The organism is Streptomyces sp. NPDC000075 (assembly GCF_040301925.1).
In the GTDB taxonomy this organism is placed as follows: Bacteria; Actinomycetota; Actinomycetes; order Streptomycetales; family Streptomycetaceae; genus Streptomyces; species Streptomyces polychromogenes.
The window spans coordinates 112,993-137,498 of record NZ_JBEPFL010000009.1 but is presented as its reverse complement, the minus strand read 5'-3'; the positions used below and the strand labels follow the sequence as shown (position 1 = coordinate 137,498).

Genomic DNA, 24,506 nt, shown 5'->3' with positions numbered 1-24,506 from the left:
TATCAGAGAGGATGGGTCTCGTGCCCAAGAAGATTGACGCAGCCCTTCGGGGGGTGCTGAGGTTGTTCCTGTTTGGCGGACAGGTGTGTTGTGTTGGTCAGGTCGCGGTCGTTTCGTACTAGACTGGGCTTTGGTAGCCGAGACTGCTGTGGAGTCGGCGGGTGTTGTACCAACCCTCGATGTACTCGAAGAGCGCGGTCCTGGCGGCGGTGTGGGTGTGCCAATGGTGGCGGGTGACGAGTTCGGTCTTCAGGGTGGCGAAGAAGGATTCGGCGAGGGCGTTGTCCCAGCACACGCCGGTGCGTCCGACGGAGAGCCGGATGCCGAGGCTGGTGGCCAGGCGGGCGAAGGCGTGGCTGGTGTACTGGGTGCCGCGGTCGGAGTGGAAGATCACCGGCCCGGCCGGTCGGCGTTGCCGGCAGGCGGCGGTGAGTGCGTCGGCGGCCAGGCTGGTTCCGAGGTGGTCGGAGGTGCCCAGCCGATCACCCGGCGGGAGGCGATGTCGATGACGGTGGCCAGGTAGAGCCAGCCCTGGCCGGTGGGGATGTAGGTGATGTCCCCGCACCAGCGGGTGTCGAGGGCCTGCGGGTCGGCGGTGAAGTCCCGCATGACCAGGTCGGGGCGGCGAGCGGCGGCGGGATCCGCGATGGTGGTGCGGTGGCCGCGTCGGCGGTGGCGGCCTGCAAGGCCGGCGTCACGCATCAGGCGGGCGATCCTGCGCCTGCCGCAGGTGCGGCCCTCGGCCTTGAGGGCCGCGTGTCGCTGAGGGGGTGGGTGGTTGGGGTATCGGTGGTTCGGTGAGCTGGGGTGTTGCAGGTTGGTGTGAGAACGACTTTGTGGCGCGAGTGCCGGTCTGATCTGGGCTTGTTGCGGGTTGGTTGAGAATCTTCTGGGTGTTGTAGATGGCGTCTGGGTCTAAAGGAGCAGGCGCCACGCGCTTCCCGAAGGCACGCGGGCTCAGCCCGGTGAACGGGGCTATCCAGACACCTCAGGGTCCTAACTCGTCAAGCCGCACGCCTGCAGCCGCTGTGTACCCTGTCGATCTGTTCGAACGGGATGAGGAGGCCGACAGTGGATGCCGAAGGAACGCACACTTCGATCCAGCTTCCCGAAGGGTCCTGGTGGGACTGGGACGTCGTCGCTTTGGACGGCGGACAGCTCAGGCTCGCCGCCAGCTACGACTTGACCTACCTCCACGGCCTGGAACTGGTCTTCGGCGATCCGGTCTTCGTCAGCTGTCCGACCGGCTTCCACGATCCGGTCTTCCGGCCCCCGTCGCCCGACGAGCTAATGAAAGTCGCTCGTCAGGTCGGAGAGAAGCCGCCCATCGTGGTCGCCTTCGAAGCCGACGCCGGCGGGCAGGAGCCGGTCTCGTGTCTCATCGCCGCAGAGCGGCTCGAGATCGTCCAGGAAACGGTTCTGCGGTACTGGCGCGAGGATGCAGGCCCCGATCAGCGGTTCGCTCCCTGGGTGACGCCCCCAGGCCAGTAGACGCACTGGGTTATGCGGCCGCTGCGGTGACCTCGGTGGGCGGTGCTGGGAAGGCCAGTGCCTCGTCATATGGATGACGCTGCTGGAGACAATGGTAGAGCTGGCCGATCATGCGGTTGAAGAGGTTGCGCTGGGTAGCGGCGTGCCAATCAGCGTGTTGGTCGCGTCGGCGCCGGTAGTGGGCTTTGGCGCCGGGTGAGGCGGTGATCGCGGAGAAGGCCCAGAGGTAGCCGGCGTGATTGAGGCGGTTGTTCTTCACCCAGCGTCGGGTGATGCTGGACTTCTTGCCGGAGGCTCGTGTGATGGGTGAGGCGCCGGCGTATCCCTTCAAGCCGCGGGCGTCGGCGAATCGTTGTCGGTCGTCGCCGATCTCGGCGAGCACGCGGGCGCCGAGCTGGGTGCCCAGGCCGGGGAAGCTGAGGATGATTTCAGCGTCCGGGTGCTGAGAAAATGCCTCTTCAACCGCCTCGGCGAGGCTGTCGGCGGCGGCGCAGGCGGCCTCCAGCTGAATCAGGAGAGCAAGCATCTGCTTGCCAAGTGCCTCCTCGACCAGGTCCGACTGTCGGGCCCAGCCGGCCCGGAAGACCTCGCGAAGCCGTTCGGCGTCGGCTGCGATGCCGCGCTGGCGACCGGCCCGCTTGAGTGCGGCCTGCAATTGTGTGCGGGTAAGCCGAGCCGCCTTGGCCGGCGTCGGGGCCGCCTTCAACAACTCGTGCGCCTCGGGCCGGCAGAGTCCATTTTTCCAGGATTCGACGGCTGTGAGAGCCGCCGGGTAGTACTCGCGCAACAGGGATCGAAGCTGGTTGGCGATCTGCTGCCGGTTCCACGTAGCGTCCTGCTGAGCACGGGCGAGGACGGCGACGGCGCGGGCCAGATCGCTGTCCTGGGGAAGAGGGCGGTGGGCGTGCATGTCGGTCCGCAGCACGTTGGCCAGGACCAGGGCATCGCCCGGGTCGGACTTCTTGCGCGAGACCGAATGACGGTCGCGGTATCGAGCAGCGGCCATCGGGTTGATCGCGAAGACTTGCCGCTTGCCGGTCCGCAGCACCGCGACCAGCAAGCCTCGGGATGTCTCGAGTGCAACCGGGATCGGGGATTCCTCCGTGTCGCCGTGATCAGCAAGCAGATCCAGCAGAACCTTGTAACCAGCAGCGTCGTCGGTGATGTGCCGCTTGGCCAGTAACTGGCCGCTGTCGTCAACCAGGGCAATGTCGTGCGTACGTTCCGCCCAGTCGATGCCGCAATAGATCAAGACCTTTCCCTTCCCCGCGATTCAGGTGTCTGTACTGGTCACGAGCTCATGCGGAACCACGCAGCGACCTAATCCCAGGACTCGACATGGGGTCGGTCCGCCACCTCAGCAGCTGTTCGTGGCACCAGCTCACCGCATGGGCCCCGGTCTGCGTTGGAGCTGAACCGGCTCGGGCATCACGAGGGGTCACCATGCGGCGGGCTCGCACCACAGACGCCAACAAGTGATCAAGAGAACCGTGTTGACGACGGTGATGGTCACGAGAGCGCCGGGCAACACCGCTCTGGATATAGGGATCAAGTCCCCTGACGGCTCAAGGCGCCAGCCCGACGCTCACGTCACCGCCCTCGCGGCCAACTTCTACGGCTCGATCGGCCCTGCCGTACGTCCCAGAGGGCTGTCGCTACCACCGGACTAGGACGGCTCCGACGCCATGATCACACCAGCCGCGCCAAGATCATCCCAGTTGCCGACGCTACCCCACGTCCTCGATCCTGTGTGCTCGGCAAGCAGGAGGGCACATGGGACTGGTTCTTTTCCCGGGCGACGGAGACAACAGCAGTCCGGATGTCTCCTGGTCCTACAGCGGCTTCGCCGCGTTTCGGCGGCGTCTGGCCGAGACCGAGGGGTTCGCCCTCTCCGAGATGTCGGGCTTCGGCGGCGAGTGCCTGTGGAGCGAGGTGTCCACCGTTCTGGAGCCACTCCTCGATCATCCGGATGCCGGCGGTGACGACCTCTCTCCTGCCGACTGCGCGGTGGTCCTGCCCCGGTTGGAGGCGATCACCGACCAGTGGGCGCGGGAGGGCGGCGGTCAGCTCCTCCAGCAGCACATCGCGGACGCCCGCCAGCTGGCGGGCGTCCTGCGACTCTGCATCGAGAAGGACGTCCCGCTGGCCTTCCTCTGAAGCCCGCCGACTACGGATCCCACTTACGGGACAGCCCTTAGCCGTTCGTGGCACCAGCGCATCCCACGGGCCCCGGTCTCCTCGGGAGCTCTGACGGCTCTGGAGTATCAGGAGGTCACCGTGCGGCGGGCTCGCACCACCAACAGCAACGAGTGATCAAGCGGCCAGTGCTAACGGTGGCGGCCTCGAAGACACCGAGCGCCGCCGCTCTGGATAAAGGGATCGAGTGCCCAGACGGCTCCAGGCGTACGTTCGGCGCCCGCGAAGCTGCCACCACCTGCACTGTGGAAGGCCGGGATGAGCGAAGGGCATCGGTCCCCGGCGCTCGAACGGACTGGTGGCCAGCCCCGTCCCACGGCCCGTTACCAAGGAATTAGGAAGGCTCCGACGCCTTGATCACACCAGCCACGCCAAGACCATCTCATTGGCGGAGACGGTCATGAGACGTGGATCTACAGCTCGATCCGCCCCGTCAACCACCAATCGAGGTACTTGGCCAGGCTGGGCGCCACCCAGGTACGGCTGTCGTCCTCGTGATTCCAGACGAAGACGTCGGGCCGGTCGATCCTGGCCAAGAGCGCGAACAAGTCCCCGTCCCCCGCGTCCGCGAAGAAGAGCAGCGGGTCGAACGGCATGTACAAGGTGGCGAGCTCGGCATCCGCGCGAAGACTCTGGTTCTCGGAGGCGATGCGCTCGGCAGACCAAATGAGTCCGTCGCCGTACTCGCCCTCGATGCCGTTGCTCTCCCGGAGGAGGGCTGCGAGGTGCGCAGGCAGTGGATGGCCGAGGACCGTAGAGCAGTGAACCAGCGACTGCTCCGATGCGGGCGGCTGAAAGAGCGCCGTCCCGGGCAGGGCTGTTACAGCTTCGGTCCACACGGTGGAATCGACCTCCAGGAGCCTGGCCACCGATCGAGCCGGCTGCGGCCCGTCGCTATCGACAGGGGCGTCCGCAGCTCGGCCAGGGTCGCGACTGATCATCAGCCGAACAGTACGGCCCTGGCCGCGCCAGCCGCTCACGGGCCCGGGGCAATGCGGGACAGCCCCTAGCCGGTCGTGACGCTGGCGGCTACGGCCGCGACGGCGGCGGCGGTATCGGCGGTCAGGTCGGGGGTGCGGGAGTCGTACAGAAGGGTGAACTCGACGCCGTCCTCGTCGTAGGCGCAGGCGAGCCACCCGGCGTGATCGGTCAGCGGGCAGTCCACCTTGGCTTCGTGCCGGTCCTGGCTGGTGAGCAGGACCTCGCCGCCGTCGGGGTGGGGACGGCGATCTAGGAGCAGCCGGAGCCCGGGTGCGCGCCGCTGGCGGCTTCGATGCCCGCCTCGGTCAGGACCCGCTGAAGGTACTCCCCTGCGGTGTCTTCCTCGGCGTAGCCGAAGTCGCGGCAGAACGCGTAGGCCAGGGTCGCGGCGGTGTCGGGGGCGGGGGCGTTGAACTCGTCGCCCATCGGGTGAAGTCCTCCTCGCTGGTGGCCAGCAGCTCCACCTGGTCCGCGACGGGGCGCGCGAGGACGGCCGCGTTGATCAGCTCGGTGCTGTCGACGTCGAGGGTCGGGCCGATGATGGTGTCGTCTGGGGCGCGGTGGCGCTCATGCGATCAGCTCGCGCTGACTGCGCCAACGGCCCGCAGACCGTCAGCCGCGGCGGCGGGCGCCGTACGAATGGCGCGGCGGCGCCCTGCTGCTCACTACCTCGGCCGGCCGGGCACGACGGCGCCCCGGCGCGGCTGGTGGGCGGTTCCGGGGCGCAGAGGTGTGGGTCCGGGAAGTCGCTGCGCTGGCGGCGCCGGTTCACCACCGCGGCTCGACCCACCCTGGCGGTGTGCCAACCCCGCCGCCAGCACATGCTATCGATCAATGGGACTCGCATGGTCACTTATGACAGCCGACAAGAACGTTGGCGAGTTGGTCGCACGCGTCATGCATCGATGACGCCGAAACCCGACCGCCGCCCCCAACTCACAGCTGACCTCCGACGCCTCCACTTTCGTAGCACTCGGCACACGGCACGCCCCGGGTCCGGACGCAGGCGCAGACAGTCCGAGGTGCATCAGAATCGCCTCAGTGAGACTCTGCTATGAGGAGCTGCGCCGCACCCAGTGGATGTGGCGCTCTTGGTTAAGACTTCTGATTCGTGAGGTTTCTAAATGAAACTTGGACGCCTCATGGTGGCTGCGATTCTGCTGGCCCCCACGCCGTTCGTGGGAATGACGGAGTCGGCTTCAGCAGCGCAGGTTCACAGACTTACCATCCGAGGATGGGTGAATGCGCGAGACGGAGGCGGCATCTTCGATGCCGAGAATGACCGGACTCGCAACTTTCAACAAGATGTCACTCTTACCCACGAACGCCGAGAGGCAAGCTTTCGCCGTGATGTGTGCGCAGGTAATGAATCGAGAGCCGAGCTGTTTGCCACGTTCACACTCAATGGGGTGGAAGAAGTTGTCACGGTTATAAGGCTGAGGCTATACGAGGGGTCGAGCTGCAGCAGCAATGACCTCGACGGTGAGGACTACGTATTCCTTGGGCTCAAGGAAGGTGAATCGTGGTCTAAGTGGCGGCTCCAGGCCCGTAATCTAGAACCCCTTTCCTTCGATTCTGCCACGGCAGATGTAACTGTGTCTCACAATCTCGGACCACCACCAGAACCCTCAAATGTGGTTGCACAAAGGTCATCTTCTCGCGACGTCACGGTGACGTGGACTGACGAAGCCACCAGCGAGAACGGTTACGAAGTCACCGAAACGTACACCCACAACAGCAAAATATTGCCACCAAATGCCACGAGCTTCATTTACCACATCCCTGGGCCTACAGGGCCGAAGCAGTGCTTCCAAGTGCGGGCTATCGGCGCTCAAGGCGCATCAGATTGGACGCCCGTATCCCCAAGGGCGGAGTGTGCCTGACGTGCCGGAGCTGGTAGGGCGCCGTCGAGTGGGCGGTCTTGCGCACGTTGAGGCGGCGCGGGGGCTGCGGCAGACCTGGGTGGTTCGGCCAGCCACCAGGGGTGGGGCCGCCAACGTGCCGGCGGGCCCAGACCATCGTGAGGCGTGTGACGGGGTCGACGACGCCCCAGCCCCCGCGGCGTACGCGCGCGGGTTGTCGTCTGGGTTGGTCAGAAGGCTGGACGGCCCAGCTCGTGGATCGAGGCGTCCGGGGTAGAGGCACGCTGGCCACGCCGAGGGCTCACAGGCCGTAAGCCGCAGTGGCGGGCGGCGTACGGAGGCGCGGCGCCGTCCTGCTGCTCAGAGCCGGCGGGGTGTCCTCGGCCGGCCGGGCACGACGGCGCCCCGGCGCGGCCGGTGGGCCATGCCGGGGCGCGAGAGGGTGCGGGGGGCTATGCGGTCAGGGTCCAGGGGCCGCTCAGTCGCGGCGGGCTCCGCCTCGATGCGCGCGGCTTCGGCGACGATCGCGGCGACGCTGAGCTTCTCCCGGAACTTGTGGCCGATGTGCTCCTCCAGGGCTCCGTGCCGGGCGGGCAGATCCAGGGCCAGCGCGCTTCGGCGCCGAAGGCATCGGTCGCCTTGAGGGTGACGGGGGCGTGGTCCGGCGAGGATCACGCCGGATGCGGTCCTGGCCGACAAGGCCTACTCGTCCCGCGCGATCCGCCGCCATCTGCGACGGCGAGGGATCCGGGCGGTGATCCCGCAGCCGGCCGACCAGGCCGCGAACCGACGGCGGTTGGGCCGCCTCGGAGGCCGACCGCCGTCCGTCCCGGGCTGTGGTGGTCAAGTCGGCGCAGGTGCCTGGCGAGAGATTCCGGCCGGGCACCTGCGCATGGATGGGCGGTTATCCGAGGGTGCGGGCGGTGGCCCAGTCGTCTTCTTCGACGCGCCAGCCGTTGCCGATGGCGGTGCGGCCTCCGTAGTAGAGGTGGAGGGTGCCGTCGTTGCGGGTGAGGTAGAGGTCGGGGATGCCGTCTCCGTTGACGTCGGGGGTGCCGCGCAGGAGGGGCCAGGTGGTGCTGTCCCATCCGGTGGTGCCGTAGGTGAGGTCCTTGCCGTCGGCGGAGTTGACGGCGAGGGCGAGGGAGTTGATGTCGGCTCCGCCGTTCGTGCCGGGCTTGCCTCGGCGTAGGGCGAGGCCGCGGTCGGGGGTGGAGTCGTCGCGGTAGACGAGGTCGGGGACGCCGTCGCCGGTGACGTCGCGGATGTTGATGATGTCGCGTTTGGTCCAGCTGGTTGCGGAGAGTTGGCGGGCTTCGGTGATGGTGGCGCCGCTGTAGCCGGTCAGGACCCAGAAGGTGTCGCCGGCGGTGGCGAAGATGTCCTCGCTGTTGTCGCCGTTGACGTCCTGGGCGACCACGATCTGGGAGAGCGTGGCCGGGTCGGGTGCGCCTGTGGGGAGGAGGATCTCGGTGCGGCGGCTGATGTCGAAGCGGCCGTTGCCGTCGCCCTGGTAGACGTAGAGCTTGCCGTCAGGCATGCGGGCGATCAGGTCGGTGATGCCGTCGCCGGGGTACCAGTCGGTCGAGTGCGCGATCAGCGCGTTCTTGAAGTAGCCGGCGGGTGCGGGCCTGCCGTTGTCGGTGGCGGCGGGCATCCACGCGTCCACGTCACCGGTCGCGTCGGCGGGGTAGACGCGCAGGTCGCCGTTGCCGTCGACGGCGAGGATGTCGGCTTTGCCGTCGCCGGTGACGTCGCCGGGGCCGTCGAGGCCGGGGCGGGGGCGGACGTAGAAGGTGTAGGTGACGGGGTTGGAGGGGTTGCCGGCCTTGTTGACGACGCGGACGTAGAAGAGGTTGGGTCCGGCGTTGTCGGGGTTGACGTCGACGGTGACGGTGTCCGACCCGGCGGCGGGGACGGCCTTCTTGTCGTAGACGGGGTGGTTCAGGGACCACTGGAACTCGGTGATGTCGGCGGGGTTGGTGCCGCCCGCGATGACGGTGATCTTGCCCGGTCCGAGGGTGTTCTTGCTCCACTCGGCGCCGTCGGGGCCGGGGGCGGGGAAGTCGTCGGAGCGGATGGTGGGCGGTGTGGGCTGGGTGTGGTCGACGGTGAAGGTGCACCAGCCGCCGCCACCGGAGTCCATCGGGCCGCTGCCGGACCACTGGCCGTCCCAGTCGATGGCCTGGGCGAGCCAGTAGTACGTCTTGCCGGGGGTGAACTTCTCCCAGCCGACGGTCACGTTCGCGGCGCCGTCACTGTTGGTGTCACGGAACTCGTTCGCCACGGACTGGGAGCCGTCGGCGGCCCAGATACGGAAGTTCAGCTGGCGCAGGTTCCCGTCGCCGTCGGTTGCCTTGGCACGGAAGTCCACGTCCGTCTTGCCGATCTTGGTGAACGGCTGCCCGGTGACGCACGCACCGCCCGGGGAGGTGCTCATGTTCGCCAGGACCGGGGTGTCGGGGGCCTTGTTGTACTCGACCTCGATGTAGGGGGCGCTCTCACCGTTGGCCTGGAACTTCTTCCAGTAGCTGGCGTCGCTCTCGTTCGGGGAGCGCAGGCCCAGGGTCAGGTTCTGCCAGGCGCCGCGCGCGCCCTCCTCGACCTTCGACTTGATGTCGATACCCACCCACGCGTCCGGGCATTCGCTCTTGTAGCCGTGGCCGGTGGACGCACCCGCGATACGGTTGCTCCAGAAACCGGCATTGTCGGTGTTGTTCCAGGTGCTGGCACTGTTGATCAGCGGGACGTGGTAGACGTCGAAGGCACGCGGGTCACAGCCCCAGGAGTAGGTCTGCAGCATCCGCAGGTTCGCGGAGCGGATCTGGGAGCCGTAGAGCTGGCTGCCGAAGTCGAAGATGAACGCCGCGCGGGAGGTGCCGCCCGAGGTGGACTCGTAGCCGACACGGGCCTCGGGGGTGCCGCTGCCGCTGTTGTAGTTCTGCCCGTTCCAGAAACTGGAGGAGCCCTCGGTCTTGTAGAAGGTCGTCCAGTTCTGCTTGTGGCCCTTGAAGGACGGGTCGATGAAGACCGGGTAGACGGTGTCGGCGTCCTCGAGCAGCTTGCTGCTCGGCGTCACCGTCAGGATGTTCTCGGCGCTGAGAGCTGCAGTGGCGGCCTTCGCGTGGTTGCCCTCGGCACCATTGAGGCCGGACAGGCGCAGGGTCGGGTGGTCCTTGGCCTCGGGCGCCGGAGCCGGGACGGGCTCGCCCTCGGTGACGGCCACCTTTCCGGCGGAGTCCCACATGAAGGGGGTGGGCGAGCCGGCGACCTCCGCACCCTGGGCATCCTGGGCACTCACCGAACGGGAGGCCTCGTCGAGGTGGAAGGTCAGGTCCGCGGATGAGAGACGGTAGTTCAGCTGCCCGAGCAGAGGGTCGGCAGCGGCCTGCTTGTCCTTCACCACCAGGACGTGCGTGTAACCGCCGTCCTGCGCGGTCAGCACCAGGTCGATACCCGGACGGACGTTCTCGTACAGGGCCCGGGAGCCGGAGATCACCGGCTCGGGCAGCGGGCCCGGCCAGGCAACGGCCATATCGTGGCCGTCGAGATTCAGACGAACCAGGTCGGTCCACGCTGGCTGGGGGGTGTCGGCCTTCGCGACCGCGGGCTGGACGAGCGCCACCCGCGAGGCACCACGCGAGGCCCGGCTGCCGCTACTGGCGTTCGGGGCCTTGGTACCCGCGCTGAAGACGACCTTCCCGTTGACGGCCTTCGGCGCGAAACCACCGTCCACCCTCTGAAGAGTCGTATCGATCGGCTTCCACTCACCGCCGACCTTCGCCCGGTTCGCCAGGCTCGACACCCGCAGCTTGAACGTTCCGCCAGGCTGCGCCCAGGTACTGGTGTACGCCGACGCCTCGCCCGTGACCTCGACCTCCTTGCCCGTCTCCCGCGCCAGCCGACGCGCCTCCGTAGCGGTGGCAGCGCCCTTCGGCGAGGGCTTGGCCGTCGGCTTGCGGGCGCCGTCGTGGTTCAGGACGACCGGCACAGCTATGACTGCGGCCAGCAGCGCGGCGAGCCCGCCCCACGCTATGCGTCGGCGATACCAGGACCGCCACTCAACTGGCTTTCCTGCGGCTCCATTTGGGCCATTCTCGGGCTCTGGTTCGATTGTGGACACGCTGGTTCTTCTCCCCCCTCGGGCGCGCGTTTCAGCCACCCCTGGGTACTCGCAAACGAAATGGGGCCCGGCGACCGGGCGGCGCGAATACCGGCTCCCCACCCGGTCGTCCGCGCATGAATGTGCGAGCAGAGCATGACGTATCGCACCGACATCGTCACCTGCAAGAATGTCGGGTCTGGGCCCGAAATATTACTTTTGCGGTGTCGTATGTAGGCAGTAAGTGACAAAGGCCACACAGCAGCGCTTCCTATGGATTTCCTGTGCGACGGGCCACAGAATCAGCGGACTATTTGTCAGTTTCCTGCCACACGTGTGTCGTCACCCGTGGGCAGAGCGTGGGGGGTCCACATGTCGCCGTTCTCGGCGCATAATTTCCGCCTGCCCGGAAACAGAAGAGCGCGCGTGAAACGCGCGCGCCTCGCCGGGCGTACCGGCCTCACCGTCTCGGTGGCGCTGGTCGTATCACTCCTGCCGATCCAGGCATGGGCGGCGCCACCGGGCGACCGCAGCGGCGTCCAGCTGCCCGGCCTGCAGCAGGACATGAAGGCCAAGCTCGACAAAGTCGAAGCCGGCAAACTCGAAGGCTGGGCCGGCGCGCCCGTCCAGTCCCCGCCGGGGTACGAACCGTCCAAGGTGACACCACCGGCCGGCGGTACGGCCAGCGTCGCCCTGACTGGTGACCAGCTGGTCCAGGCGGGCACCCTGCCGGTCAGCATCGGCAAGGCCTCCCCGACCGCGGAGAACCCGACGCCGCCCGCCCCGTCGGGCACCTGGTCGGTGGCGGTCGAGACGCGCACCGCGACCGAGGCCGCGAACGTCGACGGCGCGCTCATCAAGGTGACCCCGCCCGCCGAGGGCTCCACCCCGGTCGACGTCCAGCTGGACTACAAGAAGTTCAAGGACCTCTACGGCACCGAGTGGGCCACCCGCCTGGAACTCAAGCAGCTCCCCGAGTGCTTCCTGACCACCCCGGATCTCCCGGAGTGCTCGGTCTCCAAGGATGTACCGAGCGTCAACGACCCGGCCACCGGTACCGTCCGGGCGACCATCGATCCGGCCACCGCGCCGAGCCAGGGCCTGCGCACCATGGCCGGCGGCAGCGGCGGCCCCACCGTCCTGGCCGCCTCCGACGGCGCCTCCGGCGCGGGCGGCACCTACAAGGCAACGTCCCTGTCCCCGTCCGGTTCCTGGACCGCGGGCGGCAGCGGCGGCGGATTCTCCTGGTCCTACCCGCTGACGGTCCCGGCGCCTCCGGCCGGACCCACGCCCAAGATCGGCTTCGCATACTCCTCCCAGGCGGTGGACGGCAAGACGTCCGTGGCCAACAGCCAGGCGTCGTGGGTCGGTGACGGCTGGGACTACGAGCCCGGCTACATCGAGCGCCGTTACCGTTCCTGCGCGGACGACCTGAAGGCGAACCCGGCCGCGCCGAACAACGACAACACCACCGACAAGAAGAAGGGTGACCTGTGCTGGGCGGGCGACAACGTCGTCATGTCCCTGGGCGGCAGCACCACCGAGCTCGTCCACGACGCCGCCACCGGCAACTGGATCCCGGCCTCCGACGACGGCTCTCGCGTCGAGCACAAGACGGACACCACGGTTCCCAACGGTGCCAAGGACGGCGAGTACTGGATCGTCACCACGCGTGACGGCACCCGATACTTCTTCGGCCGTCACGACGTCGACGGCGCTGGCAGCCGCCCCGTCACCAACTCGGTTCTGACCGTCCCGGTCTTCGGGAACCACCCCGGCGAGCCCTGCTACCAGAGCACCTTCGCCGCCTCCTCCTGCGACCAGGGCTGGCGCTGGAACCTCGACTACGTCGAGGACGTCCACGGCAACGCCATGATCATCGACTGGGCCAAGGAGACCAACCGCTACGCCAAGAACTCCAAGTTCAAGGAAGCGGTCACCTACGCCCGGGCCGGCTACCCCACGCAGATCACCTACGGTCTGCGCAACGACAACCTCTCCGGCCCCCCGGCCGGCAAGGTCGAGTTCACCGTCGCCGAGCGCTGCATCAAGGAAGGCACCGTCCAGTGCTCCGACGCCGAGTTCGAGGGCAACAACTACGGTGACAAGCAGCCCTGGTGGGACACCCCCTCCACGCTGTACTGCAAGCCCACCGCAAAGGACTGCTACGTCGGCTCCCCGACGTTCTGGACGCGCAAGCGTCTGACCGCCGTCACCACCTACGCCCAGCGCACCGAGGGCTCCACCGCGCTGTCCCTGGTGGACCGCTGGAACCTGACCCAGTCCTTCCCCCGCCAGCGCACCGATACCCACCCGCCGCTCTGGCTGGAATCCATCACCCGCACGGGGTACGGGACGGTCAAGGACAGCGCCGGAAACCAGCAGTCCACCACGCTCCCGCCGATCTCCTTCGTCGCCAACGTCAAGGACATGCCCAACCGCGTCGCGACCGGCGCGACGGACGCGACGCCGGACTTCGACCGGCTGCGTGTGGAGACCATCCGCACCGAGACCGGTGGCGAGATCGTCGTCGGCTACTCCGCACCCTGCCCGGTCGGCGGCACGCACCCCAAGCCGGAGGAGAACACCACCCGCTGCTTCCCGGTCTACTGGTCCCCGGACGGCGACCTGCAGAAGCCGCCGCTGGAGTGGTTCAACAAGTACGTCGTCGACAAGGTCACGGAGAAGGACCGCGTAGCGCGCCAGCCCGACGTCACCACCTCCTACACCTATGAGGGCGACGCCGCCTGGGCCAAGGACGGCGACGAGTTCTCCAAGCCCGAGCTGCGCACCTACAGCCAGTGGCGCGGCTACGCCGGCGTGGTGACGAACAAGGGTGTCACCGCCAACACGGGCAAGCCTGACGCGACCGAGCAGTCCCAGACCCGTACCCGCTTCTTCCGGGGCATGTCGGGCGACGCCGGTCGCCCGAAGATCACCGTCAAGGACTCCACCAACACCGAGGACCTCGGCGAGGACCTGCCCCAGTACCAGGGCCAGGTAGCGGAGACCATCGCCTACACCAAGGCCGGCGGCACCGTGGAGTCCCGGAGCCTGACCTGGCCGTGGAGCCAGCAGACCGCCACCCGGCCACGCGACGGCACCACACCCCTGAACGCGTTCCGGTCGGGCACCTCGCGCAGCGAGGCGATCCAGACGATCAGCGGCGGCGCCACCCGCACCCTGCGCACCCGCACCACCTTCGAGCCCACCTACGGACTCACCCAGACCGTCCAGAACGAGGCGATCAGCCCCAACGGCACCGGCGGCTGGCAGACCACCAACCAGACGTGCGCCACGACGACGTACGTCCACAACACCGACAAGAACCTGATCGGCTTCCCCCAGCGCGTCCGCACCACCGCGGGTGACTGCACGCAGACCGCCACGGGGGCCCTGCTGGCCGACTCCCGCACCTCCTACGACGCGCCCGGAGCCTTCGGCACCGCCCCGACCAAGGGCCTGATCTACCAGGTCGACACCAACGACGCGGGCGGCACCGGCTGGATCACCAGCGCTCGTACCGAGTATGACGCGCTCGGCCGCTCCACCAAGGTCTACGACGCCGCCGGCAACGCCACCACCACCGCCTACAGCCCCTCCAGCGGCGCCGCGTTCGCCGTGTCGAACACCAACCCGCTCGGCCAGACCGTCACCACCAAGAGCGACCCCGGTCGCGGCGCCACGCTTGAGAACACCGACGCCAACGGCCGCAAGACCACCACCACCTACGACGACCTCGGCCGTGCCACCGCCGTCTGGACTCCGTCGCAGAAGCCGGGCACCGACAAGCCGGCCTCGACGTTCGCCTACCAGATCGCCGAGCACGAGCCGCCCGTCGTCACCACCGGCATCCTCCAGGACGACGGCACCTACACCCAGGCCGTCACCATCTACGACGGCCTGCTGCGCCCCCGCCAGAGCCAGGGCGAAGCCGCGGGCGGCGGCCGGATCATCACCGACACCCTGTACGGGGCCAACGGCACCGTCCGCCACACCAACGCTGGCTACTACGCCGAGGGCGCACCCGAGAAGAAGATCTTCGTCCCGCAGAGCGACTTCCAGGTCCCCAACTCGACCGAGGCGGCCTACGACGGACTGGGCCGTGCCGTACGCACCACCACGCTGTACGCGGACGTCCCCCAGTTCTCCACCACCGCCCAGTACGGCGGTGACTACACCCTGACCCGCTCGGCCATGTCCGTCGACGGCACGACCCCCCTCAAGGGGAGCACCGCGTCGAAGATCTGGACCGACTCGGCCGGGCGGACCTCCGCCGTCGAGCGTGCCACCTCCACCGACCTGACCACCTGGAACAGGACCACTTACCTCTACGACGTCCGCAACAAGCTGACGTCGGTTACGGATGCGGCCGGCAACAAGTGGTCGTACGAGTACGACGTCCGCGGCCGCCAGACCGCCTCCGAGGACCCGGACACAGGCCGCTCCGAGTACGGCTTCGACAACCTCGACCGGCAGACCTGGACCAAGGACTCCAGCGGCCGTACCCAGTACACCGTCTACGACGCCCTGGGCCGTGCGACCGAGCTGCACGACGACGCGGTGAACGGGCCGCTCGTCGCCTCGTGGGCGTTCGACACCCTGGCAGGCGGCAAGGGCCTGCCCGTCTCCTCCACCCGCTACGACGGCACGACCGCGTACAAGAGCGAGGTCACGAGCTACGACGCCGAAGGCCGGCCGACCGGATCGAAGATCACCATTCCGGACGTGCCCGGCACCAAGGGCCTCGCCGGCACCTACGCCTCCAACGTCACCTACACCCCCACCGGCAAGGTCCAGTCGACCACCAGCCCGGCCACGCCCGGCGGTCTGGCCGCGGAGAAGCTCGTCACCCGGTACAACGCCGACGGCCTACCGCAGAGCATGTCCGGCCTCGCCTGGTACACGGCCGACGTCAAGTACAGCCCGTTCGGCGAGGTTCTGCGCACCGCGTCCGGCAACGCCCCGAACCGGGTGTGGACCACGACGCAGTACAACCCGAACACCGGACAGGTCACCCACCAGATCACCGACCGGGAGACCGGGCCCAACCGGATCAGCGACGTCTCCTACGACTACGACCCGGCCGGCAACATCACCTCCATCACCGACTCCCAGCCCGGCGGCCGGGAGGACCGCCAGTGCTTCGCCTACGACCCGATGGGCCAGCTCACCAAGGCATGGACCGGCAAGACCGCGTCCTGCACCGGCCCCTCCCTGGCGGACGTCACCCCCGGGCCGGACGGTGACGGCTTCTGGCAGGAGTACCAGTTCGACGCGATCGGCAACCGCACCAAGCTGATCAACCGCGACCTGACCGACCCGGCGCTGGATGACGAGACGACGTACACCTACGGCGTCACCATCACCGGCAACGGCACCCAGGCGCCCGTCAAGACGCAGCCCCACGCGCTGGCCAAGGCCGAGAAGACCACCCGCACCCCGGGCCGCACGGTCACCTCGCTCACCGACTACACCTACGACGCGTCTGGCAATACCAAGACCCGGCGCATCGACGGCGACACCCAGACCCTGAACTGGGACCGGCGGAACAAGATCACCTCCGCCAGCAGCCCGGGCGTCGGAGCCGCCTCCGTCATCGGAGCCTCCGGCAAGTGCATCGACGTCGAGAACGCCAGCACGACGGACGGCACACCGGTCCAGATCTGGCCCTGCAACGAGACCAAGGCCCAGCAGTGGCGCCTGACCGGCAACACGGTCCGCGCGCTGGACAAGTGCCTGACCACCAGCGGGACCAAGCTGGTCCTGGCCACCTGTGACGGCAGTGACAAGCAGAAGTTCGTCTACCGCGCCGGCGACAAGTCCCTGAACAACCCGGCCACCAACCAGTGCGTCGACGTCCCGAATTACGCAAACGACGGCAGCGACCTCCAGCTGTGGTCCTGCAACACCACCGGCCCGCAGCAGTTCACCTTCGACACCACGACCACCTACATCTACGACGCCTCCGGCAACCGCCTCATCGAGGAGACCGGCAGCAGCCGCACCCTCTACCTCGGCGACACCGAAGTCACCGTCAACAAGGCCGGCCAGCCCCTGGACGCCGTCCGCTACTACGCCGGCCCCGGCGCCACCACGGTCCGCCAGACCGGCGGCAAACCCGACAACCACAAGCTCAGCGTCCAACTGGCGGACCACCACGGCACCGCCACCACCACCGTCGACCAGAGCACGGGCCAGACGATCACCCGCCGTAAGGGCGACCCGTACGGCAACCCGCGCGGCGCCCAGCCCGGCAACTGGCCCGGAAGCCGCGGCTTCCTCGGCAGCGGCGTCGACGACACCAACACCAGCCTCACCCACCTCGGCGCCCGCGAATACGAATCCACCACGGGCCGCTTCATCTCCGTCGACCCTGTCATCGACATCACCGACCCGCTCCAGATGAACGGGTACACCTACGCCAACGGCAACCCCATCGGCAACGCGGACCCGAGCGGCCTCAAGTACTACGAAGGCATGAACGACGGAGGCTTCCAAGCAGCCCCCGACCGTGTGGAGGAACGCGCCGAGTACTACAGCACGCACAGCGGCAGCTACAACGCCAACACCGGAAACTACTGCTCCTGGTGCTACAACAGCAGCGGAAGCGGAGGCGGAAGCGGCGGCAGTGGAAAGAGCGCAGGCACTGGCGGAGCGAGCAAGAAGTCCTCGAGCTGCAGCTGGATCTCCATGTGCGGCGTCAAGAAGGTGGCCGCCAAGGCGAACAAGGTCTGGCAGGAAAACAAGGTCTTCATCGTTTCGCTGACGGTCGAAATCGCCGTCGGGGCGGCATGTGTGGCCGCCGCAGGCGGAGCAGCAGCCGCGACGGGCGGCGCCGGCTTCGCACTCGTGACGGGCTGCGGCGCCATTGCCGGAGCGGCAGGTGCAGCCGTGGCCAACTACATGGATCCCAACGCCGACCACAGCGTCATGGGCCAGCTGAAGGACATGGCCCAAGGCGCCCTCTGGGGAGCCGCCAGCGCCGCCGGCACGGCCGCACTGTCCCCGATCCTCGGGTCGGTAGTGAAGGTGATAGCGAAGGGGGCCGGCAAGGCTGCAGCCAAGATCGCGGCCAAGGTCGAAGCCCGAGCCGCAGCGAAGGCGGAAGCCGAAGCCGCATCGGGTGGAGGCGGTGCTGCCCCAGAGCCCCCCTGCAACAGCTTCGCTGGTGGGACCCTCGTCCTGATGGCCGACGGATCCTCCAAGCCGATTGACGACCTCCGACCCGGTGACACGGTCCTGGCCACAGACCCCGAAACTGGCGAGACCGTATCGAAGGACATCACCGCAACGATCCAGGGCGCGGGCACGAAGAACCTCGTCGAAGTCACCGTCGACACCGACAGCACGTCAGGATCCGCCACCGAAACGATCACGGCGACTGACAAGCACCCCTTCTGGGCATCCGATCTCGCAAAGTGGGTCGACGCAACAGACCTCCAGGTCGGCCAGTGGCTGCGCACCGAGAGCGGTGCCCGAGTGCAGGTCACAGGGATCAGGCGCTGGACGGCTCTTGGCGCCACCGTCCACAACCTCACCGTCGCCGACCTCCACACGTACTATGTGCTCGCAGGCTCCACGCCCGTCCTGGTCCATAATTCGGGACCGTGCCCAACGGCGCGTTTCGTCACTGACGCCAACGGTGTGACGATCGACCTAAAGCCCTTGGGCAGAGGGTCGACTGGAAGGACAGCGCCAAATAGTCTGAATGAGCAGCTTGCGATGGAAACGGTCATGGCGAACCCAATGGCAGGAAGGGTCATTCCCCTCAAGAAGGGTATGACTGATCCCCGATGGATGGGATCGGATGGTTGGGTTAAAATGACCAGGAGGGTGAATATAGGAGCTGAGGGTGATGTGGAGATTCATTATGTGATGAACACGATCACTGGGCATGTCGACGACTATAAGTTTAAATAGGAACCTGAGCCTATTCTGGCTTAGAATGGAGAGGCCGGGAACATAATTCCCGGCCTCTCCGGGGCATGTTTGATGCACTGACGGAAGGGGGTGTAATTATGGAAGTTACTTGCGTCAAGGAGCATGTTGACGGCAAGTCGGAAATTTCGATGGAATACAACTATGGTGGGGCGCCTGAAGTCACTGCAGGATTGTCCTATCCGGTGGCCGGAATGTCGATATATGCTGGCGTGGCTATGGTCTTGATTCGGGACGATGCCCAGCTCCCTGGCTGGTACCCCATGGAAATGTTTGACGTGCGAGATCCTCGAATGCCGTCTCACTGGTTGTTCGCAAAGTATCCTGGATCGGAGTATCTCCAGGCGCTTTGGGGGTACGAAGAGCTGATTAATGATGAATTCCATTACGATGCGCTCTTGGAGCGCGATAATGGCGCACTTGTAATCTTTAGTAACAGGCTCAGGGGCTCCGGAGTTGCTGACGCTTAAACTCCTATGTGCTGGCGGGGGCTACGCCGGTCCTCGTTCGCAATTCCACTCCGTGTGGTCCCGATTTGGATGCTCTTTCGCAGAGCGGGATGCGTCCGGCTTAGGGGAATACGACTCATGCGGGACGTGAATATCAGAAGCATGTGAACCGTGGGGATCTTCCCGTGGTTCCAGATCTTCGATAAGAGCCTTGCGGCTGCTTACAGGATTCCTGCGAGCGCCACACCTTCGTGCGGGTAGAGCGAATGAGGGAGCCTGATTCGATGCATCCGGGTTTCACCTGTGCGTTTCTTCTCGCTCCTGGTCGGTGCGATCCATAGGGAATGAAGGAAATGCAGGGGCCCCACCAGAGTGATTTCTGGTGGGGCCCCTGTTGCCGTTTGACGGCAACGGTGACGGCAACGTCAGCGGACGACGGCTGAGGCGGGCGGGTCGTCGGGGCCGTCGTCGCCCCGGCCGAGGGCCTCTCCGAGGGTGTCGATGGCCTGGCGTTGGAGGCGGAGTCGTACGTGGGCGTAGACGCCGGCGGTGACGCCGATGTGAGCGCGGCCGAGGAGTTCCTTGATGACGACGAGGTCGACACCCTGTTCCAGGAGCAGAGTCGCGGTTGAGTGCCGGAGGTCGTGGAAGCGGATGCGCCGGAGGCCAGCCCGGTCGAGGAAGCTGCGGAAGCGGCGGGTGAGGTTGGCCGGGTCGAGAGGGCCGCCAGTCGGCGTGGTGAAGACGAGTCCGCTGTCCCTCCAAGCTGGCCCTGCCGTCTCGCGCTCCTTGTCCTGCTGTTCCTTGCGCTCCTTGAGGGAGTGGATGCATTCGGTCGGGAGCGCGATACGGCGCTCGGACGCCCGAGTCTTGGTGGGCAGGTGGGTGAGGCCGCCGGTGCGGGTCCGCTGGAGCGAGCGGCGGATGCTGGCCGTACCGGTGGTGAGGTCGAGGTCTTCCCAGTGGAGGCCCAGGAGTTCGCCCTTGCGAAGTCCGGTGCGTAGGGCGAGTTCGTAGAGAGCGCGAAGCCGGTCGGTGCGGGCGGCGTCGAGGAACTTGCGGGCCTCGGCCGCCGTGAGCGGCCGGAAGCGCCTGGGCCGGGGTGCGGTGGTCTTGACGCTCCGGGCGACGTTGCGGGGCAGTTCGTCCTCGCGGACGGCGTGTTCGAGGGCGGATTTGAGCACCGAGTGCACGTAGGTCACGGTCAAGGCGGACAGCCGCTTCTGGCAGCACTCGCCGATAGCGCAGCACCCCTTCCGTTCGGTGTCCAGGCCCTGGGTGCAGCACTGGCAGGTGGTGCGGAGCCGGTCGAGGAAGGTGCGCACGTCCTTGGCGGTGAGCCGCGCGATCTTCTTGGTGCCGAGGCCGGGGATGAGGTGGAGGCGGACACAGGTGGCGTAGCGGGTGTGGGTGTTCTCGCGGAGCGAATGGATGGCGACGCCGTTCAGCCAATACGTGAGGTAGTCGCTGACGGTGCTGTCTGCGGTGGCGACGGGTACGCCGCGGTTGCTGTCGGCGATCTTCTCGGCGAGTTTGTCTGCGGCTTCCCTGCGCGTGCTGCCGTAGACACGGACGCGTTTGCTGGTGCCGTCGGCGGCGAGAACGTAGCCGGCGGCTTCCCAGCGGCCGTCCTTGCGCTGGTAGATGGTGCCTTCGCCGTTCGCACGTGTCTTCTTGCGTGGAGTAGTCATCAGGCGGCCTCCTCCAGGTGACGCTGGACGTAGTCGCCCAGTGCTTGGGCGGGGATGCGACGGGCGCGGCCGATGGTCACTGAGGCCAGGCGTCGGGTGCGCAGCAGGTTGTAGAGGGCGGAGCGGCCGATCTTGAGGCGGGCCATGGCTTCCGGAACGGTGAGGAGTTCGTTATCACGCACTGGCCGTCACCTCCTGCTTGCGGGTCGGGCAGCCGCCGATGAGGGTGGCGAGGCGTTCGAGGTCGGGGGTGAGGCCGGTGCCGTCGTAGGCCCAGTGGGCGAGGACGAGGGTGGTCGGGGAGGGCGGCGGGGTGTGGCGGAGGTGCCAGGCTGCTCGGGCGGCCCGGAGGGCGCCGAGGGTGGTGGAGTATGTGCGGGTCTTGGTGGAGAAGTGGCCGCGGAAGCCGAGCATGTGGGCCCACTTGCGCAGGTTCAGGTGCTTGAGGTCGTCGCGGGCGCCGAGGGCCCATGCGGTGTCGATCATGCGGGCGGCGTGCTCGGGTACGGACTCGAACCAGAGGTCGGTGATCTTCTTCAGTCGGTAGTCGAGGGTGCCGGTGGCGGCTTCGGTGCCCTTGGTGGCGTACTTGGCGACGTATCCGGCCACCTTGCCCTCGGTGATCGCGGTCCCGCCTTGAAAGGCGGTGGACCGGATGATCCTGGTGTCGATCTGCTCGCCGAAGGCGAAGGAGTGGGTGTGATTTTTGAGCGTGGGCCCGTCGATGTGGGCGCGGGTGGCCGCGATCCGGATGGCGTCGGCGAGGAGTTCGGGGGTGGCCCAGGCGGGTGGCAGGGTGTAGGGGCCTGCCAAGCCGTCGAGCCGGATGACGGCGTGGAAGTGGATCAGTCCGCGCTGCTGGTACTCGGCGACCTTGGCGTACGAGACCCGGACGATCTTGGAGAGCCTGCGCTGCGGGATTCCGGCTGCGTCGGCGATGGTGCGGCGCAGGTGGAGCATGAAGCGGGCCCACAGGGCGGGGGCGTGGGCGTTCCACAGCCCGGCGCCGGTGTACCGCTCGGGGTCGAGCGGGGTGCCGAGAAGCGGGTCGCCTTTGGAGTGGGTGCGTCCGCAGCGGCAGCGGGCGGAGCTGCCCGTGCGTCGGCCGTGGACCGGCCCGTACGACGGGGCGGTGAATGTGGCGAACACCCTTGGTACCTGATCCTGAAGCAGTCATGACAATTCAGTAGCGGTTGACCGCTCGGAGTTGAGGCTGGCCAGTCACCTCGCTCGCAGAGCGGGAAGTGCCCCTGACGGAGACGAGAGGGCCGAGGCGGTCCCTTGTTCTCGCTGGGCAGAGGCACTTCCTGCTGTCCTGATCACCTGTCGGACAGGGAGCGCGAGGCTAGATCGTCCCGTCGAGGCGGAGTTGGAGGGTGATGGTCTGGCCTCCCCGGATGACGGTCACCGGCACGCGCATACCGGCCCGGCGACCGTCGATGGCGGCGTTGACCGCGGCGACGTTGGGGGTGTTCTGGCCTCCGACCGAGGTGATGACGTCGCCGACCTGGAGCCCGGAGTCGGCCACGTTCGAGCCGGGCAGGACGAACGCGACGCTGGCCCCGCCGTTGTTCGGCGCGTTCGTCATGAGTGCCGCGATGGCGCCCTGGGAGCCGGGGCTGATGTTCACGGTCAGGGGCTGCGTCGAGCCGTCGAGGCTGAACGTGCCTGAGAACGTGCCGCCTTCGATCGGCGCGTCGTCATCGGCGATCACGTCCACGTGGAACGGGGTAGATCCAGATCCAGTTGGTCGACGGGAAGTCGGCTGTGGCGGACTTGCCGTCCGCCGAGATGCTCACCGGGCAGTCCCAGCCGTCGCAGTTCGGCACCAGTCGCGTGATCCGCGTGTGCTGGGGAGCCTGCACCGTGATCCGGCTGAAGTGCCGGCGCGTGATGTTGTCCGGGTTGTACGTCACCGTCTTCGCGGGCCCCGGCGCGTCCAGCGTCGGCACGCTCGTCTGCGGCGTCACATCCCCCGGCCTGTGCGCCGCCGCCACCGAAACCCCGGCGGGGGCCGCCACCGCCCCGGGGGCCGGCACCACAGCCCCCACGGTCGCCAGCAGCGCGGCGGCGGCCAGAGCGGGTACGAACGAACGACGGATGACAGGCATGACTTCCCCTGTCGGTTGCGTGGTGATCTGCCGCGGCCACGCAAACAGACCGAGCACCCCCGGGTCGCCAAGCCACTCCACATCACCCGAATCTTCATTCCCCCACTGGTTATTCATTCGCTTTCAGTTTGAAAAGAAACTCGAATTCGCCGTGAATCTGATTCGCGGAATACAGGGTTTTCACGTCAGCTTCAAAGACGCGAAACTGCCCACCCGGCCGGGCCCTAGACAAAATTAGCCGGACTCCGAAACTAAAACACAGAACGGGGCAGATGTCGCAGGCGCAACGTTTCCCCGGTGAACCCGCTCCTGCCAACCGGGTGAACCACGCCGTCACGGACTTCCATAGACGCCGTCCCACCGCACCGGCGCGAGCCGCCCAAGCCGGGGACGCCTGGTCAGGCACGGACGTGTGCTGTGAGCCAGGACGGTGGGTACCGACAGCCTGCCCAGGCTCATTGGTGGATCATGAACAACGCGAAGCGTTTCCTGGCAGCCCTGCTCTTCTCGGTGGCGGCCCTTCCTTGTCAGGGGTACCTCAGGCCGACGATCCGGAAGTCAGCTGGCGGACTCCTGAGGTCGAGGGCTGCAACCACCACCTGACCCTCGGATGCGTACGGCTTCGAGTTCTACTGGGCGAAATAGGAGCGCCCTGGATCGCGAATTTGGGACACGCCCTCAACGGCGGAATCCCCGACAGCTCGGCAGCGAGGGACTCGCTCGTTCTGGTGAGTCGCCGGGGATTCTGCTCTTTGCAGAGCCTGCCGCGCCAGAAGGAGAAGCAAGGTGTGAAATCCGGGTGCGGTTGGTGGTGTGGACGGGTCAGTCCCGGGTGTGTTCGCGAGAGGCTTCCTGACTGGCTCGGCGGGACTGTCGACGGGTGATCCGTCTGGTCATCAGAGTGATCGCGGCCCAGGTGATCAAGGTTTCGGAGTGCTGGATGAGCCGTTCGTAGTCGCGGGCGTGTCTGCGGGCGTGCATCACCCAGGCAAGCGATCTCTCGACGACCCAGCGGCGGGGCAGGATGACGAAGCCGACCGCGTTCTTCGGCCGACTCACCGTTTTCACCGTCAGGCCCAGGTACTTCTTCGCCCAGGCCACAAGCTGGCCCGCGTAAGCGGAGTCCGCCCAGACGATCGTGATCTCAGGGTGCATGAGCCGCAGGCGGAAGAGGACTTCTTTGGCCGCGTCACGGTCGGTCATGTCGGCCGGGGTGACCATGACGAACAGGGGCAAGCCCTTGGTGTCGACGACCAGGTGGCGCTTGCGGCCGTTGATCTTCTTCGCCGCGTCGTAGCCGCGGGAGCCGCGGCCGACGGTCTCGGCGGCCTTGACCGACTGGGAGTCGATGACAGTAGCGACCGCGCCGGGCGCTCGCCCCATGTCCCGCCGGATCCGTTTGCGGAGCTGGTCGCGGATCTGGCCGACGATGCCGGCGGCGGCCCAGCGGGCCATAAAGTTGTAGCAGGTCCGCCAGGGCGGGAAATCCTTGGGCAGGGCCCGCCATTTGCAGCCGGTGTCGACCACGTAGCGGATCGCGTCGACGATCTCACGCCGCGGGTGCTTCTCCGGGCGGCCGCCGCGTTCGGTCTCGCAGGCCGGGACCGGCAGGAGCGGTTCGATCAGGGCCCATTCGTCGTCGTAGGTGTCGGAGGGGTAGCAGCGCAGCCGCGCCACCTTCA

Annotated in this window: 16 protein-coding genes and 2 pseudogenes; 5 read left to right on the top strand and 13 right to left on the bottom strand. The window is 67.2% G+C overall.

The window, feature by feature from the left end; all coding sequences use genetic code 11:
• Window positions 1-121 precede the first annotated feature (121 nt).
• A pseudogene (locus ABT403_RS13645) lies at window positions 122-787 on the bottom strand (DDE-type integrase/transposase/recombinase); the annotation flags it as partial.
• A 284-nt stretch (window positions 788-1,071) separates the two neighbouring features.
• Here ABT403_RS13645 and ABT403_RS13640 point away from each other — a divergent pair.
• On the top strand, window positions 1,072-1,491 hold the full coding sequence (locus ABT403_RS13640; RefSeq protein ID WP_344151754.1) for a hypothetical protein: 420 nt from the start codon (window positions 1,072-1,074) through the stop codon (window positions 1,489-1,491).
• A gap of 10 nt (window positions 1,492-1,501) precedes the next feature.
• On the opposite strand, the gene ABT403_RS13635 is transcribed toward ABT403_RS13640, so the two are convergent.
• On the bottom strand, window positions 1,502-2,743 hold the full coding sequence (locus ABT403_RS13635) for an IS110 family RNA-guided transposase (RefSeq protein ID WP_425580114.1): 1,242 nt from the start codon (window positions 2,741-2,743) through the stop codon (window positions 1,502-1,504).
• A gap of 521 nt (window positions 2,744-3,264) precedes the next feature.
• Here ABT403_RS13635 and ABT403_RS13630 point away from each other — a divergent pair.
• Window positions 3,265-3,648: a hypothetical protein gene (locus ABT403_RS13630; RefSeq protein WP_344151751.1), complete on the top strand. Its 384-nt coding sequence runs from the start codon at window positions 3,265-3,267 to the stop codon at window positions 3,646-3,648.
• A gap of 452 nt (window positions 3,649-4,100) precedes the next feature.
• On the opposite strand, the gene ABT403_RS13625 is transcribed toward ABT403_RS13630, so the two are convergent.
• The 4 genes from ABT403_RS13625 to ABT403_RS13610 form a co-directional block, all read right to left on the bottom strand.
• The gene (locus ABT403_RS13625; RefSeq protein WP_344151748.1) at window positions 4,101-4,628 is read right to left on the bottom strand and encodes an SMI1/KNR4 family protein; all 528 of its coding nucleotides are present in this window, start codon (window positions 4,626-4,628) and stop codon (window positions 4,101-4,103) included.
• 65 nt (window positions 4,629-4,693) lie between these two features.
• The gene (locus ABT403_RS13620; RefSeq protein ID WP_344151745.1) at window positions 4,694-4,852 is read right to left on the bottom strand and encodes a hypothetical protein; all 159 of its coding nucleotides are present in this window, start codon (window positions 4,850-4,852) and stop codon (window positions 4,694-4,696) included.
• Between the two features lie 65 nt (window positions 4,853-4,917).
• Entirely contained in the window at window positions 4,918-5,094 is a 177-nt protein-coding gene (locus ABT403_RS13615) for a hypothetical protein (protein ID WP_344151742.1), read from the bottom strand.
• Window positions 5,095-6,890: 1,796 nt separating this feature from the next.
• On the bottom strand, window positions 6,891-7,229 hold the full coding sequence (locus ABT403_RS13610; protein WP_344151739.1) for a hypothetical protein: 339 nt from the start codon (window positions 7,227-7,229) through the stop codon (window positions 6,891-6,893).
• Between ABT403_RS13610 and ABT403_RS13605 the strand changes: the two are divergent.
• Window positions 7,189-7,356 (top strand): annotated as a pseudogene (locus ABT403_RS13605) (IS5/IS1182 family transposase); the annotation flags it as partial. The gene ABT403_RS13610 and the pseudogene ABT403_RS13605 overlap by 41 nt on opposite strands.
• Before the next feature lie 78 nt (window positions 7,357-7,434).
• Here ABT403_RS13605 and ABT403_RS13600 read toward each other — a convergent pair.
• A complete protein-coding gene (locus ABT403_RS13600) occupies window positions 7,435-10,521 on the bottom strand; it encodes a DNRLRE domain-containing protein (protein WP_344151736.1) in 3,087 nt (1,028 codons plus the stop codon).
• 537 nt (window positions 10,522-11,058) lie between these two features.
• Between ABT403_RS13600 and ABT403_RS13595 the strand changes: the two genes are divergently transcribed.
• Window positions 11,059-18,555, top strand: a complete 7,497-nt coding sequence (locus ABT403_RS13595; RefSeq protein WP_344151733.1) for a ricin-type beta-trefoil lectin domain protein — start codon at window positions 11,059-11,061, stop codon at window positions 18,553-18,555.
• 65 nt (window positions 18,556-18,620) lie between these two features.
• Window positions 18,621-19,043 (top strand): hypothetical protein, encoded by a 423-nt coding sequence (locus tag ABT403_RS13590; RefSeq protein WP_344151730.1) that lies wholly within the window; start codon window positions 18,621-18,623, stop codon window positions 19,041-19,043.
• A 404-nt stretch (window positions 19,044-19,447) separates the two neighbouring features.
• Here the strand turns inward: ABT403_RS13590 and ABT403_RS13585 are convergent, their stop codons facing one another.
• From ABT403_RS13585 to ABT403_RS13560, 6 genes are all read right to left on the bottom strand, one after another.
• Window positions 19,448-20,713, bottom strand: a complete 1,266-nt coding sequence (locus tag ABT403_RS13585; RefSeq protein WP_344151727.1) for a tyrosine-type recombinase/integrase — start codon at window positions 20,711-20,713, stop codon at window positions 19,448-19,450.
• Entirely contained in the window at window positions 20,713-20,895 is a 183-nt protein-coding gene (locus tag ABT403_RS13580; protein WP_344151724.1) for a helix-turn-helix domain-containing protein, read from the bottom strand. Before ABT403_RS13580 ends, ABT403_RS13585 begins: the two co-directional genes overlap by 1 nt.
• The gene (locus ABT403_RS13575) at window positions 20,888-21,862 is read right to left on the bottom strand and encodes a replication initiator (protein ID WP_425580113.1); all 975 of its coding nucleotides are present in this window, start codon (window positions 21,860-21,862) and stop codon (window positions 20,888-20,890) included. Before ABT403_RS13575 ends, ABT403_RS13580 begins: the two co-directional genes overlap by 8 nt.
• Window positions 21,863-22,058: 196 nt before the next feature.
• On the bottom strand, window positions 22,059-22,433 hold the full coding sequence (locus ABT403_RS13570) for a PDZ domain-containing protein (protein WP_344151722.1): 375 nt from the start codon (window positions 22,431-22,433) through the stop codon (window positions 22,059-22,061).
• Complete coding sequence (locus tag ABT403_RS13565) at window positions 22,414-22,941, bottom strand: hypothetical protein (protein WP_344151719.1); 528 nt, start codon at window positions 22,939-22,941, stop codon at window positions 22,414-22,416. The genes ABT403_RS13570 and ABT403_RS13565 overlap by 20 nt, the downstream gene beginning before the upstream one ends.
• Before the next feature lie 705 nt (window positions 22,942-23,646).
• Complete coding sequence (locus tag ABT403_RS13560) at window positions 23,647-24,501, bottom strand: IS5 family transposase (protein ID WP_425580112.1); 855 nt, start codon at window positions 24,499-24,501, stop codon at window positions 23,647-23,649.
• Between the last annotated feature and the right edge of the window lie 5 nt (window positions 24,502-24,506).